The following is a 23,747-nucleotide window of genomic DNA, read 5'->3' on the forward strand; positions in this document are numbered from 1 at the left end:
CCCTCCCCGATTCCGACACCACCCTGCCGCCGCCCGTGAAGCCCGGGCCGGAGGTGGTGACCCCGCCGCCGGATCCGGAGACGGAGGTGTTGGATCCCACGCCCATCCCCACGACGGACGGCGTGCCCGGCCCGCTGCCAGGCGTGTACACCGACAAGGGCGAGGCGCCGGAGACGGACCTCATCCGCGGGCTGGTGGCCTTCCCCATCCGCGACCGGGCCGCGCTCGAGCAGCGCATCCAGGACATCTACAAGCCGGGGGGCTCGGGCTTCCGCAAGTACATGACGCCGGCGGAGTGGAACGAGAAGCACGCGCCGCTGGAGAAGGACATCACCCTCGTCACGGACTGGATGAAGTCCGAGGGGCTGCAGACCCCGCGCGTCGCGTCCAACCGGCTGCTGGTGCAGTTCGTGGGGACGGTGGGGCAGTTCAACAAGGCCTTCGGCGTGAAGATCCGCATCCTGTCGCGCAAGTCGCCCCAGGGCGGCAACGAGCCGCATGACGTCTACGGCCTCACGGAGGGCATCAAGGCGCCCACGTTCGTGCAGCAGCGCGTGTCCGCCATCGTCGCGCTGGACCTGCCCGCGGGCGTGGGAGAGATGCCGGGCGAGTTCGGCCAGCCCTCCACGGAGAAGCCCGACCCCGTCAACCGCGGCCTCACCCCACAGCAGGTGGCGCGCGCGTACGGCGTGGACACGCTCTACAGCAGGGGCCACCAGGGCCAGGGCGTGAAGCTGGGCGTGGTGATTGGCGCGGGCTTCCGGTGGAAGGACGTGCGCACCTTCTGGAAGATGTGGGACATCGAGCGCGAGGATCCCAAGATCATCCAGACCATGGAGCCGCCCGTCACGCGCTACCGCGAGGGCACGCTCGACGTGGAGTGGGCCGCGGCGATGGCGCCCAAGTCGGACGTCATCGTCTACATGGGCCCGGACGCGCGCAACACGTCCATGCTCTTCACCTTCAACGAAGCGATTGCCCGGGGCGAGGTGTCCGTCATCACCACGTCCTTCGCGCACCGCGAGGACTCCGAACCGCGCGCCGTGCACGAGCAGTACGGCGCCTCCGGGATGATGGCCGCCGCGCTGGGCATCACCGTCGCGGCGGCGAGCGGCGACTCCGCGGGCGTGGACACGCCGGGCTCCAGCCCCTACGTCACCGCCGTGGGCGGCACGCAGCTGAAGATGAACGGCATGACGGTGACGGGTGAGACGGCCTGGTACTACTCCGGCTCCGGCATCAGCCGCACCTTCACCACCCCGGAATGGCAGAAGGGCATCGTGCCGCTGCCCGCCAAACGCGCGGTGGTGGACGTCGCGCTCAACGCGGACACCGGCTACTGGTACACGTGGCTGGGCGTCACCTATCCCAACACCGGCACGTCGTTCTCTTCGCCCATCTTCGCGGGCCTCATCGCGGTGGTGAACGGCGCGCGCGCGCAGGACGCGAAGCCGCCGGTGGGCTGGCTCAACTCGCAGCTCTACACGCTGCCCGCCGTGCAGGGCTCCTTCCGCGACATCACCGTCGGCGTCACCGACCGTCAGTACGAAGCCGGGCCGGGCTGGGACATCCCGACGGGCTGGGGCGCCCCCGACGCGGACGGGCTCCTGCGCACCCTGCCCTAGCGGGCAGGCAGCCTGGGGCGGACAGGCACGCGGGCCCTTCCCCGCCTGTCATCCGGGATTGACGACATGAGAATGCGTGCACAAGGCGTGGTGTTCGGGACGGCACATGTCCCCGTCCCCCCTGCGCACGCCCCTTTTCTGCCTCCTGCTGCTCGCAGCCGCTTGCAGCAGCGCGGTCGCCGGTCCCGCTGATGCCCTGTCGGGAGGGCCGGATTCGCAGTCGCCCGGAAGCGTCGTCCAGGCGCCGACGTCGCCCTCGGCTCCCTCGGGAGACGTGAGCCCGACGGCGCCGGAATCCACGCCCGCGCCGGAGGGAGCGCCGCCCCCGGAGACGCAGACGCCGGTCGTCACCGCGCCTGCTCCCTCCCCGAGCGTGTGCGCGCCGCTCACCTCCCTGGCCACCGTCCAGGGGAACCTGACGACGTGGCTCCAGGGCGCCTCCATCGCCGCGCCCGACAGCGGCGGCTTCAAGGAGCCGGGCGGCACGGAGCTCACCGCGTTCGAAGGCGCGTTCCGCGCGATGCTCTCCGAGGGCCCCACGCCGCAGGTGGTGCAGGACCTGGGGACGCTGGGCTTCGGCGTCGCCACCTTCCGCAACGAGAACGGCAACGCGTGGCTGGTGGTGCGCGAGTCAGGCCTGCTGTCCCGGGGCGGCGGCACCTTCATCCTGAACCTGTCGCCCGCGCGCAACCTGTGGCTGGAGGCGCCGCACGCGGACTCCGACGAGGGCACGCTGCGCCAGACGGCCGAACAGCTGGTGACGCTGGGCGCGCGCGCGCTGCTGCTCACCGGCAGCAACCGCTGCGCTGTCACCGCCCAGAGCCCGTGCAGCGGCACCACCAGCGTGTGCGGCACCAAGGGCCTGCGCATCTCCGACGCCGCGCACTACAGCAACAACTTCTTCACCGCCGCGCACCGCGCGCTGCGTGACACGTACCCGGACGGCATCGCGGTCAGCGTGCACGGCATGGACGCGGGCAGCGGGCCCGAGGCCGCGGTGGTGAGCGACGGCACCCGCCTGCAGCGCCCCGGCTCCCTCTCCGTGCGCCTGCGCGACGCGCTCAACACCCACCTGGTGGGCACCCGCCGCGCCTTCTCCTGCAACGCGCCCGACGACGCCGGCAAGCACCGCACCCTCTGCGGCACGAGCAACGTGCAGGGCCGCATCGACAACGGCGCCGCGGACGCGTGCTTCACGGAGGCCGCCGCCCCCACGGACCGCTTCCTCCACCTGGAGCAGTCCGCCACGCTGCGCGGCACCGGCGCGTCCTCCAAGGCGGTGATCCAGGCGCTCGCGGACACGGTCCCCTGCTCGCTCACCGGCTCCGGCCTGGGCTGCCAGGTCGTGGTCGCCCAGGCGCCCTGTCCTTGAGCAGACACCCCGGGCCCCGCACCCACGGTGCGCGGGCCTGCCCCCCGGGGTGAACTCCCGAGGGAAGCCCCTTCAAGGGGCTGTCATCCGGTCCGACTCCAATGTCTGGCCGTGGGCAGTCGCAACGACTAACGGTCCGGATCATCGGTTGGGCAGCCGACGCTTCTCAGGCCCTGAGAGGGGCAACCCTGGTCGGGTGAAGGAGTCTCCCTAGATTCGAGCGCAGCCACCATGGCGCTCTTTTCGACCCTGACATTGTTTCCGGCCTACTCGCTCGACACCTCCATTCTCGTGGCGGTGCTCGTCGGCGTGCTCATCCTCGCGCTCCTCACGGAGACGCTGGGGTGGGTGTTCGTAGGCCTTGTCGTCCCCGGCTACCTGGCCTCGGTGTTCGTCATCCACCCCGAGGCCGGGTGCACCGTCGTCGCCGAATCGCTCCTCACGTACGGACTCGCGCTGGCGCTCTCCAGCGGCCTGAGCCGGACGGGGGCCTGGAGCGAGTTCTTCGGCCGTGACCGCTTCTTCTCCATCGTGCTCGCGAGCGTGCTCGTGCGCGCGGTGAGCGAGACGTGGCTTCTGCCCGTCCTCGGCCGGTGGATGGATGATCGCTACGGCACGTCGTTCATCGTGGACCGCAGCCTGCACAGCATCGGTCTGGTGCTGGTGCCGCTCACCGCGAACGCGTTCTGGAAGCTGAAGATTCGCCGCGGGCTGTGGCAGGTGGGCGTGCCGGTGGTGCTCACGTACCTGCTGTTGCGCTTCGTGCTGCTGCCGGGCACCAACCTGTCCTTCAGCAGCCTGGAGCTGATGTACGAGGACGTGGCGCAGGACTTCCTGTCCAGCCCCAAGGCCTACATCATCCTGCTGACGACGGCGTTCCTCGCCGCGCGCTTCAACCTCAAGTACGGCTGGGACTTCAACGGCATCCTCGTGCCCGCGCTGCTGGCGCTCACGTGGCTGGAGCCCCTGAAGCTCGCCGCCACGCTGGCGGAGGTGCTGCTGCTGGTGCTCGCGGCCAAGGCGGTGCTGTCGGTGCCGGGGCTGCGCACGCTCAACCTGGAGGGCCCGCGCAAGACGGTGCTCGTCTTCTGCCTGGGCTTCCTCGTGAAGTGGACCATCGGCTGGGCCATGGGCGCCCGCATCCCGGGCCTCAAGGTGACGGACCTCTTCGGCTTCGGCTACCTCGTGCCCACGCTGCTGGCCGTGAAGATTCTCCAGAAGCAGGTGGTGGCGCGCGTGCTGCTGGCCACGCTGCACACGTCGCTGGCGGGCTTCCTCATCGGCAGCCTCGCGGGCTTCGGCCTGTCGCTCATCGAACCGCGTCCGGCCACCGCGCTCACCGCGGAGGCCCCGCGTGAACAGGTGCCCGGGCTGGGCCTGGACCGCACGCCGCTGGGCCTGATGGCCATGGGCCGCGCCACCGCGCGGGAGAGCGACGCGGGCGGCGTGTCGCTGCGGCAGAAGCACGGCGACCTGCGCACGTACACCGGACTGTGGCAGCAGCTGGACGCGTGGCTGGAGACGGGCCACACGGAGGGGATGGCGGCGCTGCGCACGCAGGCCGTGGCGCTGGGACTGGAGCTGCGGGAGCTGCCGGCACAGGAAGGCGCGCCCGCGCGCTTCGCGCTGGTGGAGCGCGTGGACGGCGAGGGCAAGGCGGGCTGGGACACGTCGCTGCTGGTGCCCGGCGCGAAGGGGCCGGTGCTGGAGGTGCCGCGTCCCCTCACCGAAGCGCCGAGCGCCGAGGCCGCCGCGCTCCTGTGCGAGCGCGTGCACTGCCGCGCCATCATCGTGAGCGGCGTGGATTCCCACCGCGCCGGGCTGGTGCTGGGTGACGCGCTGTCGCAGGCGCAGACGCCGCTGCGCCGCGCCCACGACGCGCTGTCCTCGAGGGAGCGGGTGCAGGTGCGCGTGGACGCGGGCCTGAAGCCGGGCCAGGTGGTGCTGCACACGCCCAACGGTCAGGCACCGGAGTCGCTGGCCGCGCTGTGGCCGGACGCGAAGGTGACGGCGGAGGCGCCGCCGGAGCCCGGTGACACCTGGGGCGAGGCGCGGCTGAGCGTGCTGCGCGCGCACCCCACGGACCTGGCCACGCTGGTGCTTGCCCACGCGCCGGCCCTGGCCGCGCCCGTGACGGAGCGCGACGCGCTGGGCACCCTGATGGTGACGGCGGAGGCGGCGCGCACGCCGACGGTGAAGCCGTCGGACGCGGAGCTGCTGGTGCTGGAGCAGCAGGTCGCCACGCCGCTGCTCGGAGGCGGGACGGAGGGCATCCCCGCGGAGCTGCGTGAGCGCTGGGCCGGGGCCATGGCGGGCCTGCTGGGCCTGCGCGTGCACCCGGTGACGGAGTGCGGCGGGGCGAAGGACTGCTGGTGGGTGACGGACGCGGAAGCCACGCCGGGCCGGCTGGGCGCGGGGCTGCTGGTGCGTCCGGGTGGCTCGCCGCTCGCGCTGGAGGTGCCTTCGCCGGTGCGCGAGGCGGGCACGCTGCCCGTGGCCGCGGAGCTGTGGCACGAGGCCGGCGCCACCGCGCTGGTGTTCGCCGCTGCCTCTCCCGACGCGCCGAACCCGGCGACCTTCGGTGAGCTGCGCACCGCGTTCCAGGCCTTCCACCAGGCGGTGCACCGCGCGCTGCCGAAGGAGCAGGCCCAGGTGCTGCACCTGCGCGGCTTCTCCGGCCGGCCCTCCGCGGAGGCGGACGTGCTGGTGGACGTGGGCAGCCCGGTGCTCACCCCGGCGCAGCGGCCCCCGGAGCTGGAGCGGCTCCTGTCCCAGGACGGTCCGCTGGGCTGGCTGGGCAAGCGCGTGCGCTACCACGACGGCTCGCCGGAGCTCGCGGGGCTCAATGACGCGAGCCCGCAGCAGGTGTTCTCGCGCACCTTCGGCGGGGCGAAGCTGGCCACGCTGTGGCTGTCCGAACCGCTGCGCGGCGCCTTCGTGGGCCCAAGGCTCGCGGCGGAGGAGCTGGCGCTCACGGGCCTCACGCCCGAGGAGCCGCGCGAGTCTCCCGAGCGCGCGCTCTTGGCGGACCGGCTGGTGGCGCCCTCGCAGCCGGTGTCCCCGGTGCTGAAGGAGCACTTCGCGCAGCTCACCGCCAGCGCGGAGCGCTACCTGGCGCAGCAGAACGTGCACGACCTGCGCGCGCTGTCCCAGGCGAAGCGCGTGGGCCCGGTGACGCAGCAGGTGAAGTCCGGCTTCAGCGCCGACCACGGCCTGCCCTTCCTCCTCGTGGAGGCGCGGCAGGGCCGGCAGGTGCTGCGGGCCGTCTATTTCCTTCAGCAGCACCCGTCGCCGCTTCAGCGCGCGGAGCTGACCGCGGGTGACGCGGAGCTCGCGAGCGCGGTGGACGTGGCGCTGCGCCACCGCCGTCCGGTGGTGTTGACCGGGGAAGTCTCCCGCGAAGAGGCCCGTCGATGAAGACCCGCAACCGCGCCCTCCTGGCGATCCTCGGTCTGGCGGCGGGCCTCGCGCTCGTCTGGGGCGCGAGCCTCGCCGTGCTTCGCAACACCGACACGCCCACCGCGCGCCGCGACGCGAAGTTCATCAACGCCGAGCGCCTCATCTTCTACCGCCTGGAGCCGGGCAAGGAGATGCGCGTCCGCGTCCCCATCGAGGCGGAGGAGCTGCTCGTCGTCACGCACGAGCTGTTGCCGGACGGCACGCCCTACGCGCCGGAGAAGCAGTACCAGTACGGCCTGCAGGCCATCCTGCGCGCGCCGGAGGGCATCCTCCTGGAGCGCTCCATCTTCACGCGCACGCGCCAGAGCAAGGGCCAGCCGCAGGAGGACGGCACCTTCCTGGAGGAGAGCGCCTTCACCACCCACGCCAGCTCCCAGGTGACGGACGAGCGCGAGTTCGTGCTGCGCCTGCCCAAGGAGCGCTCGGACCACTCCGTGCTGTACCTGCGGCCCGCGGGCGCGCACGGCACGCTGCTGGCGCGCGTCTACGTCCGCGCGCACCGCACGCTGCCGCTGCTCGCGTCGCAGAAGCTGGCGCAGGCCCGCGCGGAGGTGCGCGCCGGCCGCGCCACCTTCGAGCCCTTCGAGAAGCTCTCCCAGGAGACGCGCCGCTGGCTCGCGGAGGAGCACTGGGAGCGCCTCAACGCCGAGGGCGAGGCGGGCACGGACTACCAGATTGAACCCGTCTACCGCACCTCGTTCCGGCTGCCGCTGGTGGAGGCCACCGAGTCCGTGCAGGAGCGGCTGGGCGCGGGGCGCGCCGTGGCCCTCAACGTCACCGGGCCCGCGAAGCCGCTGCTGTGGCTGTGGAGCGACGCGGCGGGCATGCACCCGCAGCCGCACGGCCCCGTGACGGTGCAGACGCTGTCCGCGGACGGCGTCACGCAGACGCTGGAGTTGCCGGGCCCCGTCGCGGGCTCGCCCATGTCGCATCCGCTGGAGCTGCCCGCGGGCGTGCACACCGTGACGGTGCGCAACGACGGCAAGGAGGACCTGCGCTACACGGTGGAGGGGCCGTTCGAGTCGTGGCTGCTGCCCGTGGGTTCGCGTCCCGTCGTACCGGGCGCCGCGGCGGGCGGCCACGTGGCCTTCCTGCCGGACACGCGCCGCACGGAGGCGTTCGCCACCGGACCCGCGTGCCCCGTGCTGGAGCTGGACCTGGATCCGCGGATGGATGCCTCCGGGCGGCTCGTGCGCATCGACGCGCGCACGCTCGACCGCGCGCCCTCGAAGGAGCCGCTGCGCCTGAGCCTCACGGTGCTGGACGCGCAGGGCCAGCCGCTGGGGCAGACGGAGCTGGACGCCATGGCGGAGCCCGCGCCCTTCGAGAGCGCGGACCTGGTGCCGCTGCCGGGCGGCGCGCTGCCGTGCACGCCCGTGGCGACGGCAGCGGGGACCCCGGACGCGAGTACTGGAGAAGTGACGGACCTGCCCGCCTGGGTGTCGCAGGTGGCGAGCGCGCGGCTCTTCCTCCCGGCGGGTGCGCGCAAGCTGCGCGTGGAGGCCCCGCGCACCACCATCGTGCAGCTCTACAGCTTCCTGTCCGGCACGCAGCCGCTGACGGCCGTGCCGCCCTACACCGACGCGGCGCTCACCGGCGTGCGCTGGCGCAACGCGCCCCTGGATCAACGCTCGTGGCACCCCATGCGTCCGGCCAACCTGGAAGCGCTGATGCAGGGCGGCGCCCGCATGGAGCTGCTCAGCCAGGTGCGCCTGGAGCCGGTGGGCCCGGACACCGACACGCTGCGCCCCTCGGGCGACGCGGTGGTGGTGCGCCCGTACGGCACGCCTCCCGTGGTGGAGGTGCTGGAGGCGGCGGAGGCGGACAGCACGGACGTGGTGCGCGCTGTCTCCACCTTCCTGGAGCCGGGCCGCGCGGTGCGGGCTCAGTTCGACGCGCGCACGCCCACCCGCCCGGAGGTGCGCCTGTCGCTGAAGGACGCCGCGGCGCTGGGCAACGAGGTGGAGGTGCTGCTCGACGGCGAGCCCTTGCACCGCTTCACCGTGCGCTCCACGCGCTCGCGGGAGCTGCTGCCGCCCCTGCCGCCCGGTGAGCACGAGGTGCTGCTGCGCTCGTCCGCGCCCGGCCTGACGGCGATGCTCAACCGGCCGCCCGCGGCGGGCAGCGGCCTGCGCTCGCGCACGGTGTACCCGGTGGGCCCAAGCGGCCTGCGCGTGCCGGTGCGCAAGACAGGCCCGGGCACCGTCACCCTCAACGTCGTCGTCTACACGCCGGTGGCGGAGGGCTCCAAGGAGCCCCGGCTGTCGGTCACCATCGATGGCGGCAACCCCGTGCGCCGCGCCAGCGTGCTGGTGCCGCACGTCACCCGCGCCGAGCGCACGGTGCTGCTGCCCGCCTCCACGCGCGAGCCGGCCATGCCTGCGGGCCGTCCGGGCGTGCGCTGGTACGCGCGCACCGTGCCGGTGACGCTGGGCGAGGACATCGCGCCGGGCCTGCACACCGTCCGCATCCAGGCGGTGGGCACGGAGCCCCTGTGGGCGCGCTTCTTCGTCTTCGGTCAGTCGCTGGAGAACACCGCCCCGCGCGAGTGGAACCGGGGTGGCTGGCAGCCCGAGGACACGTTGTGAGTCCGTCCTGGAGGACCGGGTCGTGGCGCCCGTTCGTGGCCGCGGGGGTCGTGTCGGCGCTGGGGTTCCCCCCCGGCGCCCTCGCCCAGCAGGCCCCGTCCCCGGAGGAGTCCCGGGCCGGCATGCACGCCCATGCGACGGCGCGGCCCGCGCGGGAGCCCGTGTCGAAGACGCCGCGCGACAAGGCCCCCCAGGAGGATCCGACCGTGAGCCTGCCCGCGAACCCGCGGTGCCGCGTGGACGCGCGCTTCTCCGGGCTGTGGCCTCGCGTGGACGCAGTGACGTTCCATCCCACGACGCTGGTGGAGCGCGCCGCCTTCACGCGGCTCATCCCCGCGCTGCTGGCGGCGGCGCCGAAGCAGAAGACCGTGCCGCCGGAGCTGAAGGAGGTCGCCGCGTCGGTGGGCTTCTTGCTGGAGACGTGGACGACGCCGCGCGACACCTTCTGGGTGCTGCGCGAGCGGCCGGACGGCTACCACGGCGCGGGCGCGTACGTGGTGCGCACGGGTGACGCCACCGAGGACGTGGTGCAGGTGCCGCACCCCTACTACGACATCGGCACGGAGGACATCGGCTCGGCCCTCTTCTCCTGCCCGCCGGAAGGCCGCGCGCCGCGCCTGTTCATGACGGCCACCGCGCACCGCTACCACGGCACGCCCGGCGAGACGCCCGAGGATCCGGAGCACCCGGCGGACGTGGCGCACAACCCGGATCACCTCTTCCAGACCGTGACGGACCTGGCCGCGCGCTCCCTGCACGGGCCGCGCGTGACGCAGCTCCACGGCTTCGGCGAATCCAAGATTCAAAAGGGCCGCAGCGAGGCGCTGGCGGTCGTGGTGAGTGACGGCTCGCGCACGCCCGGGACGTGGGCGCGGCGGCTGGTCACACCGATGGAAGAAGCGCTGGGACCGGGCGTGAAGCTCTTCCCGGAAGGGGCGCAGGTGTTGGGCGGTACGCAGAACGCCCAGGCCCGCCTGCTCCAGAACTACGCCGGAGCCCGCTTCCTGCACCTGGAAATGTCATCCCGTACGCGCAAAGCGCTGGCCCGTCCGGCGCGATTGCAGCGGCTGGCCCAGATTCTGTTCGCACCCTTGGAGGACTGAGCGCCGATGTTTCCCGTTCGACGCCGCGCCCGTTTCACCCTGCTCGTGGGAGCGCTGGCTGCGCTGCCCGTCATCGCGCAGTCCGCAGCTCCGCAGCCGTCCGTCATCGCCCGCCGCGAGGAGGGCATGGCGTGGCAGCCCAGGGCCGTCCGGGGCCCCGTGGCCCTGGAGGACCTCCGGGGCCATGCGCCCTACGTGCCTGACGGTGTTCCCCAGGCCACCGGCACGCTGGAGGTCTCTGCCCGGAAGGGCGCCGCGCTGTGGCTGGGGCCACTCGACGTGGTGCGCGTGTCCGGCCCCGCCGGGGCCCTGCGCTTCACCCGCGTGCCGCTGACCGAGGGCAAGGACGCGCCCGACCTGCGCGTGGAAGAAGAGGGCGTGTCGGAGCGTCCGGGCCGCTGGTACCTGGCGGAGCCCATGGGCGCCGGCAGCATCTGGTGGGTGACGGCGACGAAGGACGCGCGCATCACGGTGGAGCACCCCCGGCCCACGTCCACGGTGAAGACCGAGGAGCGGATGCGGGACGCGCTGCTCAAGTGGGTGGATGGCCAGGGGCCCCGCCCCGCGCTGGCGTTCGACGCGGGCACGCGCGCCCGGCTGGACGTGGTCGCGGCGCTCGAAGCGGAGCTGGTGGCCGGTGAGCCGAAGGACTCCACCCTGCGGGACGCGGTGCACGCGTGGCGCAAGGCGGAGGTCCTGCGCGAGTGGGCGCTGGTGTCTCCGCTGTGGGGTCAGGCGGTGCGCGTGGCGCGCCCCCGTCCCGCCGGCGCCGAGGTCGCGCTGGAGGGCATGGACGCGCCCTGGTACCGCCCGGAGGAGAAGGGCAACGTCTGGGCGCTGGAGCTGGAAGGCCCGGGCGTGCTGTCGCTGGAAGCGCGCGCGGTGCTGGGCAACGGGCCGGAGGCCGAGGCGCCGACGGTGGAGGTGTACGGCGTGGGCGCCACGCTCGCGCAGGCGCGGCTCCCCCCGCAGCCCGCGTGGGCGGAGGCCCCTGAAGGCGCGGCGCTGCCGGACGGGCGGACGGCGCGGGTGCTCGCGTCGGGCGAGCGCGTGGGCATCGCGGAGGAGCTGCGCGTGGCGCTGGCTCCGGGCAAGCACAACTACCGCGTGAGCTGGAAGGGCGGCCCGCTGATGCTGCGCGCGCGCCTGGCCACGCGGCGGCCCACGCTGGGCGAGGCGCTGTCGCACCAGACGCACTGGACGGAGCTGGCGGAGAAGGCGTGGGAGCAGGTGAAGGCGGACACGTCGCCTCGCGCGATGCTGCTGCGCCAGCGGATCGTCGCGCTGATGCCGGAGCTCGCGCGCGGCACGTACGGGAAGATCAAGACGGAGGGCCTGTCGCCGCTCCTGCGCACGCTGGCCGCCGTGGGCGACCGGGACACGGACGCGGCGGTGGAGGCGCTGAAGGGCACGGACGCGTCGCCGCTCGCGTGGCACCTGCGCCTGCGCACCGCGAAGCTGCTGCTGGATGACGGCAAGACGGACGCCGCGCACGCGCTCTTGGGCACCGCGCCCGCGCTGCCGGAGGCGGGCTTCCTCACCGCCGAGGCGTCGGAGCTGGTGGCCCGCCTGCCGCTGGGGGATCCGCTGCGCAGCCGCGAGCTGGCGGCGCTGGAATTGGCCTGGCGCGCGGAGCCGCTGTCGGAGGACATCCGCCGCCGCTACCGCACCGCGTGGTGGCGCGCGAGCCGCTGGTCGCAGGTGACGCCCGCACCCCAGGAGTCCCAGGCGTCCCTGGCGGCCACGTCTGACGTGGCCGAGGTGAAGTCCTCGCAGTGGTTGGATCTGCAGGGCGTGGAGGCCGACGCCGCGATGTCGGGCAGCGCGATGTGGCCGCTCGCCGCCGGAGCCACCACGCGCGTCCAGGCCACCGGCCTCGCCGAGGCCCCCACCCTGCTGCGCGCCTACGTGATGACGCCGCCGGGCGCGAAGAAGAACCCGGTGCTGCACGTGGGGAGCAACGCCTTCCCGCTGCTGCCGCTGTCGTCGGTGGAGCCGGTGGAGATCGCGCTGCCTCCGGGTGAGCACGCGCTCAAGCTCGAAGGCGCGGACGGTACGCGCGCCTTCCTGTCGCTCGCGCCCGCCCAGGCCGGGGGCACGCCCGCGGAAGTGGGCTACGTGCGCACGCAGTGGCCGGTGAAGGTGGCCTCGAAGCCGGTGCGCTTCCGCGTGCCGGACGCGAAGCTCCCCTCGCCCGTGCGCGTGCAATTGCGTCCGCTGGACGCGGCGCCGGGCAAGCCGCTCGTGGTGCGGATGTTCACGGACGTGGGCCACCCGCGCCGGCTGGTGCTGATGCCCTCCGCCGCGAGCCCGCGCCACCTGGCGCTGGAAGGCGCGCGGGGCACGTCCTCCGCGCCCGTCTCCGCGGTGGTGACGCTGCCGCCGCAGGCCCGTGAAGTGTGGTTCGAGCCCGAGGATCCGAAGGCCTCGCTCGTCGTCTCCCTGTCGGTGCGCCGCGCCGACGTGGCCGCGCCCGCGCAGGCCCCCGTCCCTCCGCCGCAGCAGGCCGGCACGTCCTACGAGGCCCTCCAGGCGCTCTCCCGCGCGCTGCGCACGACGCCCGGTGACGCGGAGCCGCGCCTGACGCGCGCCGAATTGCTCTCATCGCTCCAGGAGGACGGCTTCGCCCGCGCGGACGTGGGCCGCCTGTTGGATGCCCAGGCGAAGCTGACGCCGGAGCAGCAGAAGCGCCTGCTGACGCTGATGGACCGGCTGTCGCAGACGCCCGCGCGCACGGTGCGCTTCACGCAGGCGATTACCCAGCCCACGCTGGTGTCGCCGGCCTTCTCGGCGCTGCCGGACACGGGCGACGCGAAGCTTGTGGCCTCCAGCGCCCAGGTGCGCGAGGGCCACGTCCAACAGGCGCTCGCGGCGGTTTCAGGCGACAAGAGCGTCGCGGGCCGCTACCTGCGCGCACGGCTGCTGTCGGCCTCGGGCGAGGACGCGGCGGGCGCACTGGCGATGGCGGCGCTGTACCGCGAGACGGGCCTGCCGCAGGTGGGGCTGGAGGCGCTCGCGATGGTGGAGCGGCTGCAGGACTCGCCCCAGGCGTGGAGGGACGGCGGCGCGCCCCTGGGTGCGGCGCTGGCGAACCAGCTCCAGGCGTGGGCGGACCACCCGGACGTGCGGCGCATGCGCTTCACGGCGGGCCGCTGGACGCGCTGGGAGCGGCTGCGCGACGCGGAAGAAGCGGCGGGCTCGGTGGAGGCCACGTCGGAGGCCGGCACCGATGACGAGGACGTGGCGCAGGCGGTGCGCAAGGCGCTGCTCGCCCCGCCGTGGAAGCTGTCCGAGTCGAGGCTGCTGCCCGCGGGCGCCTCGCGCGTGATGAGCCTCGTGGTGAAGCAGCCCCGCCCCCTGGGCGCGGAGGTGCTGTGCGGCACCACGCCCCGGCCCGGCGTGGACACCACGGGCACCTGCGCCTTCGCGCTCCGCGTGGACGGCCGCGTGGTGCGTGAGGTGAAGGTGGCGGAGGGCGAGACGGCCGTGCTGGGCACGCGCCTGGACGTCCCCGGCCGGCACCAGGTGGAGGTGACGCTGGCCCGGGCGGACACGCAGCAGACGGGCCTGGTGCGCTTCGTGGAGTCCGAGGAGGCCACCGCCAACGCGCGCGTGCTGGTGGCGCCGCAGCCCCTGTCGCTCCTGCGCAGCCGTCCGGGCTCGCCGGTGGTGATGACGGTGCTGGGCCCCACGGCCCTGCGGGTGCGGGCCTACGCGCTCGCGCCCACCGAGGGCCGCGAGCTGCTCCTGCGCAGCACGCCCCTGCCGGGCGGTGACGGCACGGGCGGCTCCAGCGCGGAGGACGGACCGCTGATGCACCTGGGCCTGCCCGGGGACGCGGACCCCGGCCTCAAGGGCGCCTCGCAGCCGATGGGACGCGCGGGTGAGACATGGCTGCTGCTCCCCTCGCGCGGTCCGCACCGCGTGAGCCTGGAGTCGCCCGCGGGTGAAGCCCTGGTGCAGGTGCAACTGGGTGTCGTCACGGATCCGAGCGCGCTCGCGACCCCGACGTTCGCCCAGGGCACCACGGGCCTGGAGCCCCTGCCCTGGCCCGCGCTGCCGCCTGGCCTGTCGCTGTTGCCGGAAGGGATGGCGCCCGAGTCGCAGCGCCACGGCCTGGGCATGCTGTCCGGGGAGCTGGGCTTCCGCAGCGAGGACGTGGAGGAAGGCGAGCTGCTCAACCGCCCGCTGCAGACAGGCATGGAGCTGAGGCTGTCGCTGCGCCGCGAGCTTTCGCAGGACCGCGCCTGGCTGCGCTTCACGCCCGAGGCCCGCTATCCGCTGGGCCAGTCCGCCGTGCTGGGCGGCACCGCGGCGGTGTACCTGACGCAGCTCCCGCTGGACCTGCGCCTCGCGGTGCAGGGCTCGGTGTTCACGCAGACCCTCGACGGGGCGATGCGCTGGAGCGCCCGGGGCCGCGTGTCCGCGGACCGCTTCGTGCGCCTGTCGCCCGACCTGGGTCTCATCCCCGGTCTGGGCCTGACGCTGGAGTCCATGCAGGGCGGCGGTGCCGTGGACGCCACGCGCTACGACCAGAGCGTCTACTGGCTCTACGGCAAGGACCACCCGCGGCGCCTCGCGCCCCGGCTGTCCCTGCGCTGGCAGCCGTTCCAGGACCACGTGGGCACGCTGGGCGTGTCCGCCACGAGCAACGCCAACCTCTACACGGTGGACAACGCGGGCGGCTACGCGAGCTGGGCTGCCCTCCTGGGTGGCAAGCTCAAGGGCACGCGCGCGGAGCTGGGCTACGGCATGTCCCAGCGCTTCCAGGACGACCACCGCACCACGGCCTACCTGCGCCACCGCGTCTCCGGCCGCGTGGACTGGAACGTGTGGATGGGGCGCAACGGCAACCGGCTGATGCTCTACGCCGAGGACCGCGTGTTCCTCTCCGGCCCGTACGGGACGCAGAACCTCTTTTCACTCGGAGCACGGTGGGACTGGACCGGCGGACGTGGGTTGCGGGACGTCACGCCGACCGAGGAGGAGTTCGAGGAGCTGCTCGATGAAGGACGTTTCCAGCCATGACCTGTCCTGATCCGAACGCGTGCCCGGAGGGACTGGGCAGGTCTGGCTGACAATGAATAGCTCTGGCCGCGACATGCACCTGTCGACCGATCAGCTCGAAACCCTTCTGCTGGAAGCGCTGCCTCCCCTTCACCGGAGGGTGCGTCACGCCTCGGCGGAGGCCCTGGCCCAGCGGTTGGTGGAGACGTGCCCCCGCCCCGCCGGGGTGGAGGGCCTGGCGCCGTGGCTGGGGGTGGCGCTGGAGGCGCTGGAGGCGGAGCTGGCCGCGGTCAACGCGGAGCTCGTCCAGTTCACCCGCCAGCACAACGAGGCCGCGGATGACGCCGCGCGCCGCGAAGTGCTGGTGGCCCACCTCAAGGCCACGGTGAAGGACCGCAAGGAGCGCAAGGAGGACCTGCGGGCCCTGGACCGGTGGATGGGCTTCGACGCGCTGCGAGAGCGGCAGGAGAAGCGCCGCCACAAGCTGCTGGTGGAAGAGGAGACGGCGCTCAGGGCCCTCACGGGCGTGATGGGGATGACGACGGCGCAGGAGCTCCAGCCGTCCGCCGTCCCACTGGCGCGGCAGTTGTTGGACCGGGCCGTGGACGCGCCCCGCGCGCAGAACCGCTTCGCCGCGCTGGAGGCCTTCCGGCAGCTCGCGCAGGCGGTGCCGGGCGTCGCCGCCTCGCTGCCCGAGGTGGGCCCCACGCTGACGAGCCTCACGGGCCAGGAGGACGTGAGCCCCTTCTTCCAGGCGGAGGCCCTGCACGCGCTGCTCATCGTGGACGCGCTGACAGGCCTGGCGCTCCTGCGTCAGCGGATGCGTGTCCGGTCCGTGTCGGAGAAGGACTTCCTCTTCCGCCGGCAGGTGCTGGAGCAGTGCGCGCCGCTGCTGTCGGAAGAGTACCGGATGCCGCTGCTCACGGAGGTCGCGCACCACGACCCGAGCGAGTACGTCCGCATGGGGCTGTGCGCGCTCGTGGCCTCCCGGCCGGAGGGGCAGCCGCTGCTGCGCAGGCTGGCGGGGCTGGAGTGGGTGCCGGCCATCGCGAAGGACGCGGCGGACCGGACGACGTCGGAGCCCAGCCCGCGCGTGCGCACCGCCGCCGTGCTGGCCGCGGTGGAGGCCGCGCTCGCGACGCCGAAGGTGAAGGGCCCTGCCCTCCAGGTGCTGGTGGACGCGCTGGGCCGGGACACCTCGCCGCTCGTGCTGCGCGTGTCATGTGAGCGCGCTGGCGCGCTGGCTGAAGCGCTGGGGGCCGCGGGGCTGGGGCCCGCGCACGCGGCGCTGCTGGACGCGGTGGAGACGCTGGCCACGCAGCCGGACGCCACCGGGCCGGTGGTGGAGGCCGCCTCCGCGGCGGCGCAGGTGCTGCGGCGGGTGAAGGACCCCGTGCGCCAGGCGTGGACCGCGTACCTCGCGGGCCGCGTCTCCAAGCTCAAGCCGGGCGGTCGCACGCGCCTGACCATTGAACCGCCTCCGGAGAACCTGCCGGCGATGCCTGAGGGCCCGGCGTGGCTGGGCGCCATCCTCGCGGACCTGTCGCAGGACGGGCACGGCCTGTACGCGGAGCGCACGACGAAGACGCTGACCCTGTGGCACGGCGACCGGCAGCAGCGGCGCCTGTGGCGCATGTGGCACGAGTTCGGCCGGCCCGCGCCGAACAAGCGTCAGGCCTTCCTGCACACCACCGGGCGCACGCTGTCGGGCACGCTGCGCGCGCACCCCGGGCACCTGGATGAGATTACAGAGACGCTGGTCCCCGGCGAGCGCGTCCACGTGGCGAGCCAGGGCAGCTGGGGCCGCCACCTGCCCACCGTGGATGACCTGTTGGACCTGCCGCTGTCGAAGGACGGCAAGGTGCACCTGTTCAGCAGCCACGGCGAGACGGTGCTCGTGCCGCCCGCGTCGCGCCTGCGCCGGCTGGCGAACCGCGTCCGGGTGACGAAGGACTACCGCCGGCTGGCGACGCTGCGGCTCAACTCGCTGAGCGGCGAGGAGCCGCGCGAGCGCCGCCGCTTCGTGGAGCAGGTGGAGCGCGACCTGGGCGTCCAGGTGCGCTTCACGCCGTACGGCCAGAACAAGCAGGTCCCCGCGCCGCTGGCGACGCTCTTCCAGGACGCGCCGGAGACGGTGACGAAGCCCACCACCCTGCACACGCCCGCGCTGGCGGGCCTGCAGAGCGGGTTCCTGGCGCTGCTCACCGAGCGCATCCTGGAGAACGAGGGTTACTTCCTGGGGATGGGCGGCAACGGCATCGCCGCGCTCGGCATCTTCACGGCGGCGCTCTTCTCCGTGTTCCTGGGCGACACGTATGTGAAGCGCCAGAGTGTGCGCAAGGCGCGGGCGCAGATTCCGCTGTGCATTGGCGGCTGGGGCACGCGCGGCAAGTCCGGCACGGAGCGCCTGAAGGCGGCGCTCTTCTCCGGCATGGGCTTCGAGGTGTTCGCGAAGACGACGGGCTCGGAGGCGATGTTCGTGCACAGCGCCCCGGGCGCCGGGCCGTCCGAGTTCTTCATCTTCCGCCCCTACGACAAGGCCACCATCTGGGAGCAGAAGGACATGGTGGAGCTGGGCGCGCGCCTGGGCACGGAGGTGTTCCTCTGGGAGTGCATGGCGCTGCAGCCCAACTTCGTCGAGCTGCTCCAGAACGACTGGATGAAGGACGACTTCGCCACGCTGACCAATGCCTATCCGGACCATGAGGACATCCAGGGTCCCGCGGGCATGGACGTGGCGTCGGTCATCACCAACTTCATGCCCAACGGCGGCAAGGTGGTGACGACGGAGGACCACTTCCTGCCGCTGTTCAAGACCGCGGCGAAGGAGAAGGACACGACGCTCCTGCACAGCGCGTGGTGGGAGGCGGAGCTGATTCCGGAGGAGTTGCTCGCGCTGTTCCCCTACCGCGAACACCCGCGCAACATGGCGCTGGTGGCGACGCTGGCGGAGCAGCTGGGCGTGTCGCGTCCCTACGCGCTGGCGCTGATGGCCGAGCACGTGCAGCCGGAAATCGGCGTGCTGAAGGTCTTCCCGCAGGCGAGGGTGTGCGGGCGCCTGCTCACGTTCATCAACGGCCATTCGGCCAACGAGCGCACGGGCTTCATGAACAACTGGACCCGCACGGGCCTGGGGGACGTGGACCCGGAGGCGAACCCGGAGCGCGCCGTCATCACGGTCATCAACAACCGCTGGGACCGCGTGTCACGCTCGGAAGTGTTCGCGCGCATCATGGTGGAGGACGCGCCCGCGGACCGGCACGTGCTCATCGGCACGAACCTGGAGGGTCTGCAGAAGTACGTGCGCGACGCGTTGGACCGCTATCTCTTGAGCACGGAGGTCGTCGCGGCGGAGGAGCTGTCCACCGCGGAGGGCGAAGGCCGTGCGGAGGCGCGGCTCGCGAAGGAGCTGGCGCGGCTGAAGGTGCCGCGTCCCACGGCGCAGACGTTCCTGGACCGCCTGGAGCGGTACGCGGCGGGCGCGGGCCTGACGGTGCAGCCCACGGTGGGGCTGACCGCGGCGGTGTCGAAGGCGCTCGACGGCGCGGATGACGACGTCGGTGTGGAGAAGGTGCGCCGCACGCTGGAGCGCGAGGTGGGTCCGCTCATCGACGAGGCGCTGGCGCCGGTGTCGCGTGCGAAGCCGCAGGCCCTGCCGGAGGTGCTGACGCCGGCGACGAAGGACGAGGTGCGCGAGCACGCGCTGTACCTGCTGGCGCGCATGGCGGTGCACGCGCGGCTGAAGCAGCTCCTGCCCCGGGGCGCGGGAGACACGGCGGGGCGCGTGAAGGCGTTCCACGCGAAGTTCCGCGAGGCCTACAAGGCGATGTTCCTGGAGCAGGTGGTACCGGTGTCGGATCCGCAGGCGACGGGCGACCAGGTGGTGGACGCCTGTGCCCGCGCGGTGGCGCCCGGGCTCCAGGTGAGCATCATGGGGGCCCAGAACATCAAGGGCACGGGCCTGGACTGGGTGTACCGCTGGATGGCGCTGGACCGCGTGACGACGGCGCTCAAGGCGCTGGAGGGCACGTCGGTGGAGGCGCGGCGGCGGGCGCTGGAGTCGCTGGAGACGTTCGACGACTCGGGCTTCGTGGACGCGGGCCTGGCGCGCACGGTGCTGCCGGGGCTGGTGGAGAAGGCGAACACGCCGGACGAAGCGGACCGGCTGCGCAAGCTGGCGGAGCGCGCGAGGGCGCTGCACGAGTTGAAGCTGTCGGCGCTGACGCACACGGCGGCGGGTGGCGCGACGCAGGTGGTGGTGCGCAAGTTGGAGAAGGTGTTCGACTACCTGGACAGCGTCACGCGACGCAGGTTGAGCGAGATGCTGCTGGAGGACCTGGAGACGGGCCGCGTGTCGCACGCGCGGGCGTCGGTGGAGACGCGCAAGCTGTACGAGCGACAGAAGGGCGGCTGGCTCTTCCGCGGCCTCAAGAAGCAGCCGGCGAAGCAGCTCACCCCGGTACCAGTGGAGGTGCCCGTGCCCCTGGCGGAGAGCCCGCAGCCGGCGCAGGGGGTGTTCACGAAGACGCTGGAGCGTCCTGGCATTGGCGTCACGGTGCCGGTGCGCCACGTGTCCTCGGACACCAACGCGGTGGCCAAGGGCGATGGGCCGGTGCTCCGGCGTGAGGGTCCGGTGAAGCCGCAGGGGCCGGATGTCCCGGGGTCCGAGGCGTCGGCGGATGATGCCGGCGAGCCGCTGTCCTGAGTCCTCCCGAGCGCGAGACCCGAGGAGACAAGTTCATGGAGGAGATTCCCATCACGGACGCGGCGCTCGGGGAGCTCGCCCCGTCCCCGTCCCGCCCCCGCGACAGCGCGGTGGGAGCGGCCCCTTTCTTTGGGGGGCCGACGCGCAGGCCCGGGGAGCGCCTGGAGCCCCTGCGGGTGGAGGTGATGCGAGACCTGGCGGCCTTCGACGCGCTCGCGGCCGAGTGGAACGCGCTGGTGATGCGCGTGGACGACCAGCTCTTCTACCGGCACGAGTTCGTGCGCTGCTGGCTGACGCACTTCGCCCCGGGCTCACCGCTGCGCGTCCTGGCGGCGAGGGACCACACGGGCGGGCTGGTGGCGGTGCTGGGGCTGAAGGAGGAGCAGGGCCACCAGTACGGCGTGCCGGTGCGGCAGCTGGTGTCGCTGACGAACAAGCATTCGTGCCGTTTCGACCTGTTGGCGGAGGACCCGAAGCGGGCCGCGGTGGCCTTCCTCTCGCATCTGCTGGCGGATCCGCACTGGGATGTGCTCCGGCTGTCGGACGTGCCGGACGGTGGCGCGGCGTGGGCCATGGTGAACGCGGCCCAGGGGGCGGGGATGCCCTGGGGTGCGTGGCCGAGCGCGCGGTCGCCGTACCTGGTGCTGCCGCCGACGGTGGAGGCGTGGAAGAAGGGACGGAGCAACGCCAAGCCGCTGCGCCGCAGGCGCCGGAGGCTGGAGGAGAAGGGCCGCGTGGAGGTGGAGCGCGTGTCCGGGCAGGCGGAGCTGAAAGACAGACTCGAGGAAGCGTTCAGCCTGGAGCAGAGTGGTTGGAAGGCCCAGCAGGGCACGGCCATCGCGCAGGCGGAGCACCGGCGGGGGTTCTACACGTCCCTGGCGGAGATGGCGGCGGGGCACGGCTGGCTGGGATTGTATTTCCTGCGTCTGGATTCCAGGCCCATCGCGTTCCAGTACGGCTTGCAGTACGGGGGCCGCTATCTGGCGATGAAGCCCGGGTATGACGAGGCCTTGAGCGAGGTGAGTCCGGGCCATCTGTTGACGGAGAACCTGGTCCAGGACTGCATTGAGCGGGGGTTGACGGAGCTGGACCTGCTGGGGGACGACGCGCCCTACAAGCGGGAGTGGACACATCAGGTGCGGCAGCACCACTGGCTGTTCATCTATCGGGATACGCTGGTGGGGAAGACGCTGCAGCGCTCGAAGTTCCGCTGGGCACCCGTGGCGAAAAGGATGGTGGGCAGATGGGTCCGTCGGCGCTGACGTTCTACCGGGCCGCGAAGCGGCTCCAGGAGCTGCGGGTCCCGCGGCTGGCGAACGTGGTGGCCGCGGTGGGGGACCGCATGCACAACAGCCACGTGGACACGAAGGCCGTGCTGCACCCCAGCGTGGACCTGGGCTACGGAGGCATCGGCATCGTCATCGCATCCGGGGTGGAGATTGGGGAGAACAGCTTCATCTCCCAGAACGTGAGCCTGGAAGGAACCCCCGGAGTGCCAGGAGTGCCCCGCGTGGGGCGCGACGTCTTCATCGGCGTGGGAGCCCAGGTGCTGGGCCCGGTGATGATTGGCGATGGCGCGAAGATTGGAGCCAACGCGCTCGTCACGGAGGACGTGGCCCCCGGGGCCGTGGTGGCGGGCGTTCCGGCCCGGGAGCTGAAACGCTTGCCGACGACGGGGACCTGAGCAGCCCGCTACCTGGGAGCACGGGGCCCCCGGGCTCACGCCCAATGGGTACTGTGGCGCCTATGGCCAGGATAGGACGACCACGGCAGCAGGAAGGCGGAGAAGACAAGGACCCGGGAATGGACGTGTTCCTGCGCTCTCTGATGCTGCGCCGCGAGGAGGTGCTCGATTTCGGCAAGTACCCCCTCGCGATCCCTGCCATCCGGAACCTGGAGCGCCTGGACTTCCACCCGCAGGTCACGTTCTTCGTCGGGGAGAACGGCAGTGGGAAGTCCACGCTGCTCGAGGCCATCGCCGTCGCGGCTGGATTCAACGCCGAGGGTGGCAGTCGGAACTTCAACTTCGCGACCCGGCGCTCGGAGTCGGACCTGCACCAGCACCTACGGCTCATCCGGGGTGTCCGGCGTCCCAAGACGGGTTACTTCCTCCGGGCCGAGAGCTTCTTCAATGTGGCCACTGAGATTGAAAAGAACGAGGACGCCATGGCCGGGCACGGGGGCGTCCTCCACCACGAGATGTCTCACGGAGAGGCGTTCCTCGCGCTGGTGAAGCACCGTTTCTGGGCGAATGGCCTCTACCTGCTCGACGAGCCCGAGGCGGCGCTGTCACCTCAACGTCAACTGGCACTCCTCAAATCGATCCACAACCTCACACAGCAGCAGTGCCAGTTCATCATCTCCACGCACTCGCCGCTGCTCCTGGCGTATCCGCAGGCGCGCATCTACCACCTGTCCGAGAAAGGCATTGCCGAAGTCCAGTACGAGGACACCGAGCACTACGCCCTCACGAGGGACTTCCTCAACGACCGCGAGCGCTACTTGCGGCGCCTGTTCGAGGACTGAACGGCTGGGGATGGGCGCTGCTCCCCGGGCTTCAGATCCCTGAAACCTACCATTGCGACTGGGGGCACAGTTGCTGAACCCGCTTCACCCCGCCAGGCTCAATGACCTCGCGGATGCACTCGAACCGGCCATGGGCGAGCCATGAGCGGCGCACGGTGCCGTCCACGAACCGCTCCTCGACCAGGATGACGCCATCCGCGCCAATGACGCACTCACGGACGCGGCGCCCGGGCTCGTCGCTGACGCCGCACTTATAGAACCCGCGGGGGACGCCCAGATCGCTCCGCGACAGGAAGAGCCAGTACGGCCCAGACGCCATCCCCAGCGCTGCCACGGCGACAACCAAGGCCAGGAACAAGAAGACAAGAAGTCCACGATTCAAAGGGGCACCAGGGGGAAACGAGGGTCCGGGCAACCTCCTTGCAACCTCCCTGCCGGCACCCTGCCCGGTCGAGGCCCGACTGAGGGGCAGAGCCCCCACCTGCCACTCGGCAAATTGTCCTCGGCCGAACTGCCCTTGGGCTGCTGCAGCGTCGTTGCCGCTCCAACCAAGGTCCCAAGAACCCATGAGCATGCCCCTGCGTCCCATTGGAATTCCGGCAGTCGGTGACCTCCCGTGGGGGGCGCACTTCTGCCAGTTCTACGGGGAGCGGGATGACCTCGTGGACTCGCTCGTCCCCTACTTCAAGGCAGGGCTGGAGAACAACGAGCACTGCCTGTGGGTCACCTCTGAGCCGTTCAGGGCTTCGGACGCCCGGACGATGCTGCGCGCGGCGTGCCGTCTGCACGTGAAGGCAGACGCGCCCGTCGTCGGCCACTGGGACCGGATGCGGCTGGAGCAGGTGGTGACGAACCTGCTGTCCAATGCCATCAAGTACGCGCCTGGAACCGACATCGAGCTGAGCGTCGAAGGCAGGGATGACACGGCGGCGCTCGTCGACGACGACGTCGGTATCAACGACGCCCTGAGCGAAGTGCTCATGGAGGAAGGCTACGCCGTGGTCGTCACCACGAACGGGGCCGAAGCCCTGCGCTACCTTCGTGAAAACACAGCGCCGTCGCTCATCCTGCTCGACCTGATGATGCCCGTGATGGACGGCTACGAGTTCCGGGAGCACCAGCGTCAGGACCCGGCCCTGGGAAGGATTCCCGTCCTCGTCCTGAGCGCGGGCCACCTGGGGGAGCGCGTCACCCGCATGGGGGTGGCCGGGGTCTTCAAGAAGCCCCTCGCGCTGGAGTCCCCGCTCGCCGCGATTGAGGAGCACTGCGGCCCGCCTGCGTGAGCGTGGCCGGCAGGCCTACCTGCTCCCACGGCACCAGGGCAGGCACCCGGTGCGCCCCCTCCCCTGCCCCCCGCACGTC

The 23,747-nt window shown here is 72.3% G+C and carries 12 protein-coding genes; 11 read left to right on the plus strand and 1 reads right to left on the minus strand.

The window, feature by feature from the left end; genetic code table 11:
- The 10 genes from D7X12_RS21390 to D7X12_RS21435 all read left to right on the plus strand — a co-directional run.
- The coding region (locus D7X12_RS21390) for a S53 family peptidase (protein WP_120627131.1) at positions 1–1,625 on the plus strand (1,625 nt) is incomplete at its 5' end.
- 274 nt (positions 1,626–1,899) lie between these two features.
- The gene (locus D7X12_RS21395) at positions 1,900–2,997 is read left to right on the plus strand and encodes a hypothetical protein (RefSeq protein ID WP_120627132.1); all 1,098 of its coding nucleotides are present in this window, start codon (positions 1,900–1,902) and stop codon (positions 2,995–2,997) included.
- A 231-nt stretch (positions 2,998–3,228) separates the two neighbouring features.
- The gene (locus D7X12_RS21400; protein WP_120627133.1) at positions 3,229–6,414 is read left to right on the plus strand and encodes a poly-gamma-glutamate biosynthesis protein PgsC/CapC; all 3,186 of its coding nucleotides are present in this window, start codon (positions 3,229–3,231) and stop codon (positions 6,412–6,414) included.
- Positions 6,411–9,044: a hypothetical protein gene (locus tag D7X12_RS21405; protein WP_120627134.1), complete on the plus strand. Its 2,634-nt coding sequence runs from the start codon at positions 6,411–6,413 to the stop codon at positions 9,042–9,044. Before D7X12_RS21400 ends, D7X12_RS21405 begins: the two co-directional genes overlap by 4 nt.
- Positions 9,045–9,079: 35 nt before the next feature.
- Positions 9,080–10,147: a hypothetical protein gene (locus D7X12_RS21410; RefSeq protein WP_120627135.1), complete on the plus strand. Its 1,068-nt coding sequence runs from the start codon at positions 9,080–9,082 to the stop codon at positions 10,145–10,147.
- 6 nt (positions 10,148–10,153) lie between these two features.
- Positions 10,154–15,175 (plus strand): TonB-dependent receptor, encoded by a 5,022-nt coding sequence (locus D7X12_RS21415; RefSeq protein ID WP_120627136.1) that lies wholly within the window; start codon positions 10,154–10,156, stop codon positions 15,173–15,175.
- A 73-nt stretch (positions 15,176–15,248) separates the two neighbouring features.
- Complete coding sequence (locus D7X12_RS21420; protein WP_120627137.1) at positions 15,249–19,859, plus strand: hypothetical protein; 4,611 nt, start codon at positions 15,249–15,251, stop codon at positions 19,857–19,859.
- Between the two features lie 35 nt (positions 19,860–19,894).
- Positions 19,895–21,121 carry a GNAT family N-acetyltransferase gene (locus D7X12_RS21425; RefSeq protein ID WP_120627138.1) on the plus strand — a complete coding sequence of 409 codons (1,227 nt, stop codon included), beginning with the start codon at positions 19,895–19,897 and terminating at the stop codon, positions 21,119–21,121.
- The gene (locus D7X12_RS21430) at positions 21,103–21,543 is read left to right on the plus strand and encodes a serine O-acetyltransferase (RefSeq protein ID WP_120627139.1); all 441 of its coding nucleotides are present in this window, start codon (positions 21,103–21,105) and stop codon (positions 21,541–21,543) included. The genes D7X12_RS21425 and D7X12_RS21430 overlap by 19 nt, the downstream gene beginning before the upstream one ends.
- 125 nt (positions 21,544–21,668) lie before the next feature.
- The gene (locus tag D7X12_RS21435; RefSeq protein WP_244224691.1) at positions 21,669–22,385 is read left to right on the plus strand and encodes an AAA family ATPase; all 717 of its coding nucleotides are present in this window, start codon (positions 21,669–21,671) and stop codon (positions 22,383–22,385) included.
- 46 nt (positions 22,386–22,431) lie between these two features.
- Here D7X12_RS21435 and D7X12_RS21440 read toward each other — a convergent pair whose 3' ends face one another.
- A complete protein-coding gene (locus tag D7X12_RS21440; RefSeq protein ID WP_147443760.1) occupies positions 22,432–22,704 on the minus strand; it encodes a hypothetical protein in 273 nt (90 codons plus the stop codon).
- Positions 22,705–22,957: 253 nt separating this feature from the next.
- Between D7X12_RS21440 and D7X12_RS43475 the strand changes: the two genes are divergently transcribed.
- Positions 22,958–23,668 (plus strand): response regulator, encoded by a 711-nt coding sequence (locus D7X12_RS43475; RefSeq protein WP_208719193.1) that lies wholly within the window; start codon positions 22,958–22,960, stop codon positions 23,666–23,668.
- The last annotated feature ends 79 nt before the right edge of the window (positions 23,669–23,747 follow it).

This window comes from Corallococcus sicarius, from assembly GCF_003611735.1.
GTDB classification, from domain to species: domain Bacteria; phylum Myxococcota; class Myxococcia; order Myxococcales; family Myxococcaceae; genus Corallococcus; species Corallococcus sicarius.

Coding starts and splice junctions, on each gene's coding strand:
- D7X12_RS21400 (WP_120627133.1), top strand. CDS start 3,229: ATGGCGCTCTTTTCGACCCTGACATTGTTTCCGGCCTACTCGCTCGAC.
- D7X12_RS21405 (WP_120627134.1), top strand. CDS start 6,411: ATGAAGACCCGCAACCGCGCCCTCCTGGCGATCCTCGGTCTGGCGGCG.
- D7X12_RS21415 (WP_120627136.1), top strand. CDS start 10,154: ATGTTTCCCGTTCGACGCCGCGCCCGTTTCACCCTGCTCGTGGGAGCG.
- D7X12_RS21420 (WP_120627137.1), top strand. CDS start 15,249: ATGCACCTGTCGACCGATCAGCTCGAAACCCTTCTGCTGGAAGCGCTG.
- D7X12_RS21425 (WP_120627138.1), top strand. CDS start 19,895: ATGGAGGAGATTCCCATCACGGACGCGGCGCTCGGGGAGCTCGCCCCG.
- D7X12_RS21430 (WP_120627139.1), top strand. CDS start 21,103: ATGGGTCCGTCGGCGCTGACGTTCTACCGGGCCGCGAAGCGGCTCCAG.
- D7X12_RS21440 (WP_147443760.1), bottom strand. CDS start 22,704: ATGGCGTCTGGGCCGTACTGGCTCTTCCTGTCGCGGAGCGATCTGGGC.
- D7X12_RS43475 (WP_208719193.1), top strand. CDS start 22,958: ATGCCCCTGCGTCCCATTGGAATTCCGGCAGTCGGTGACCTCCCGTGG.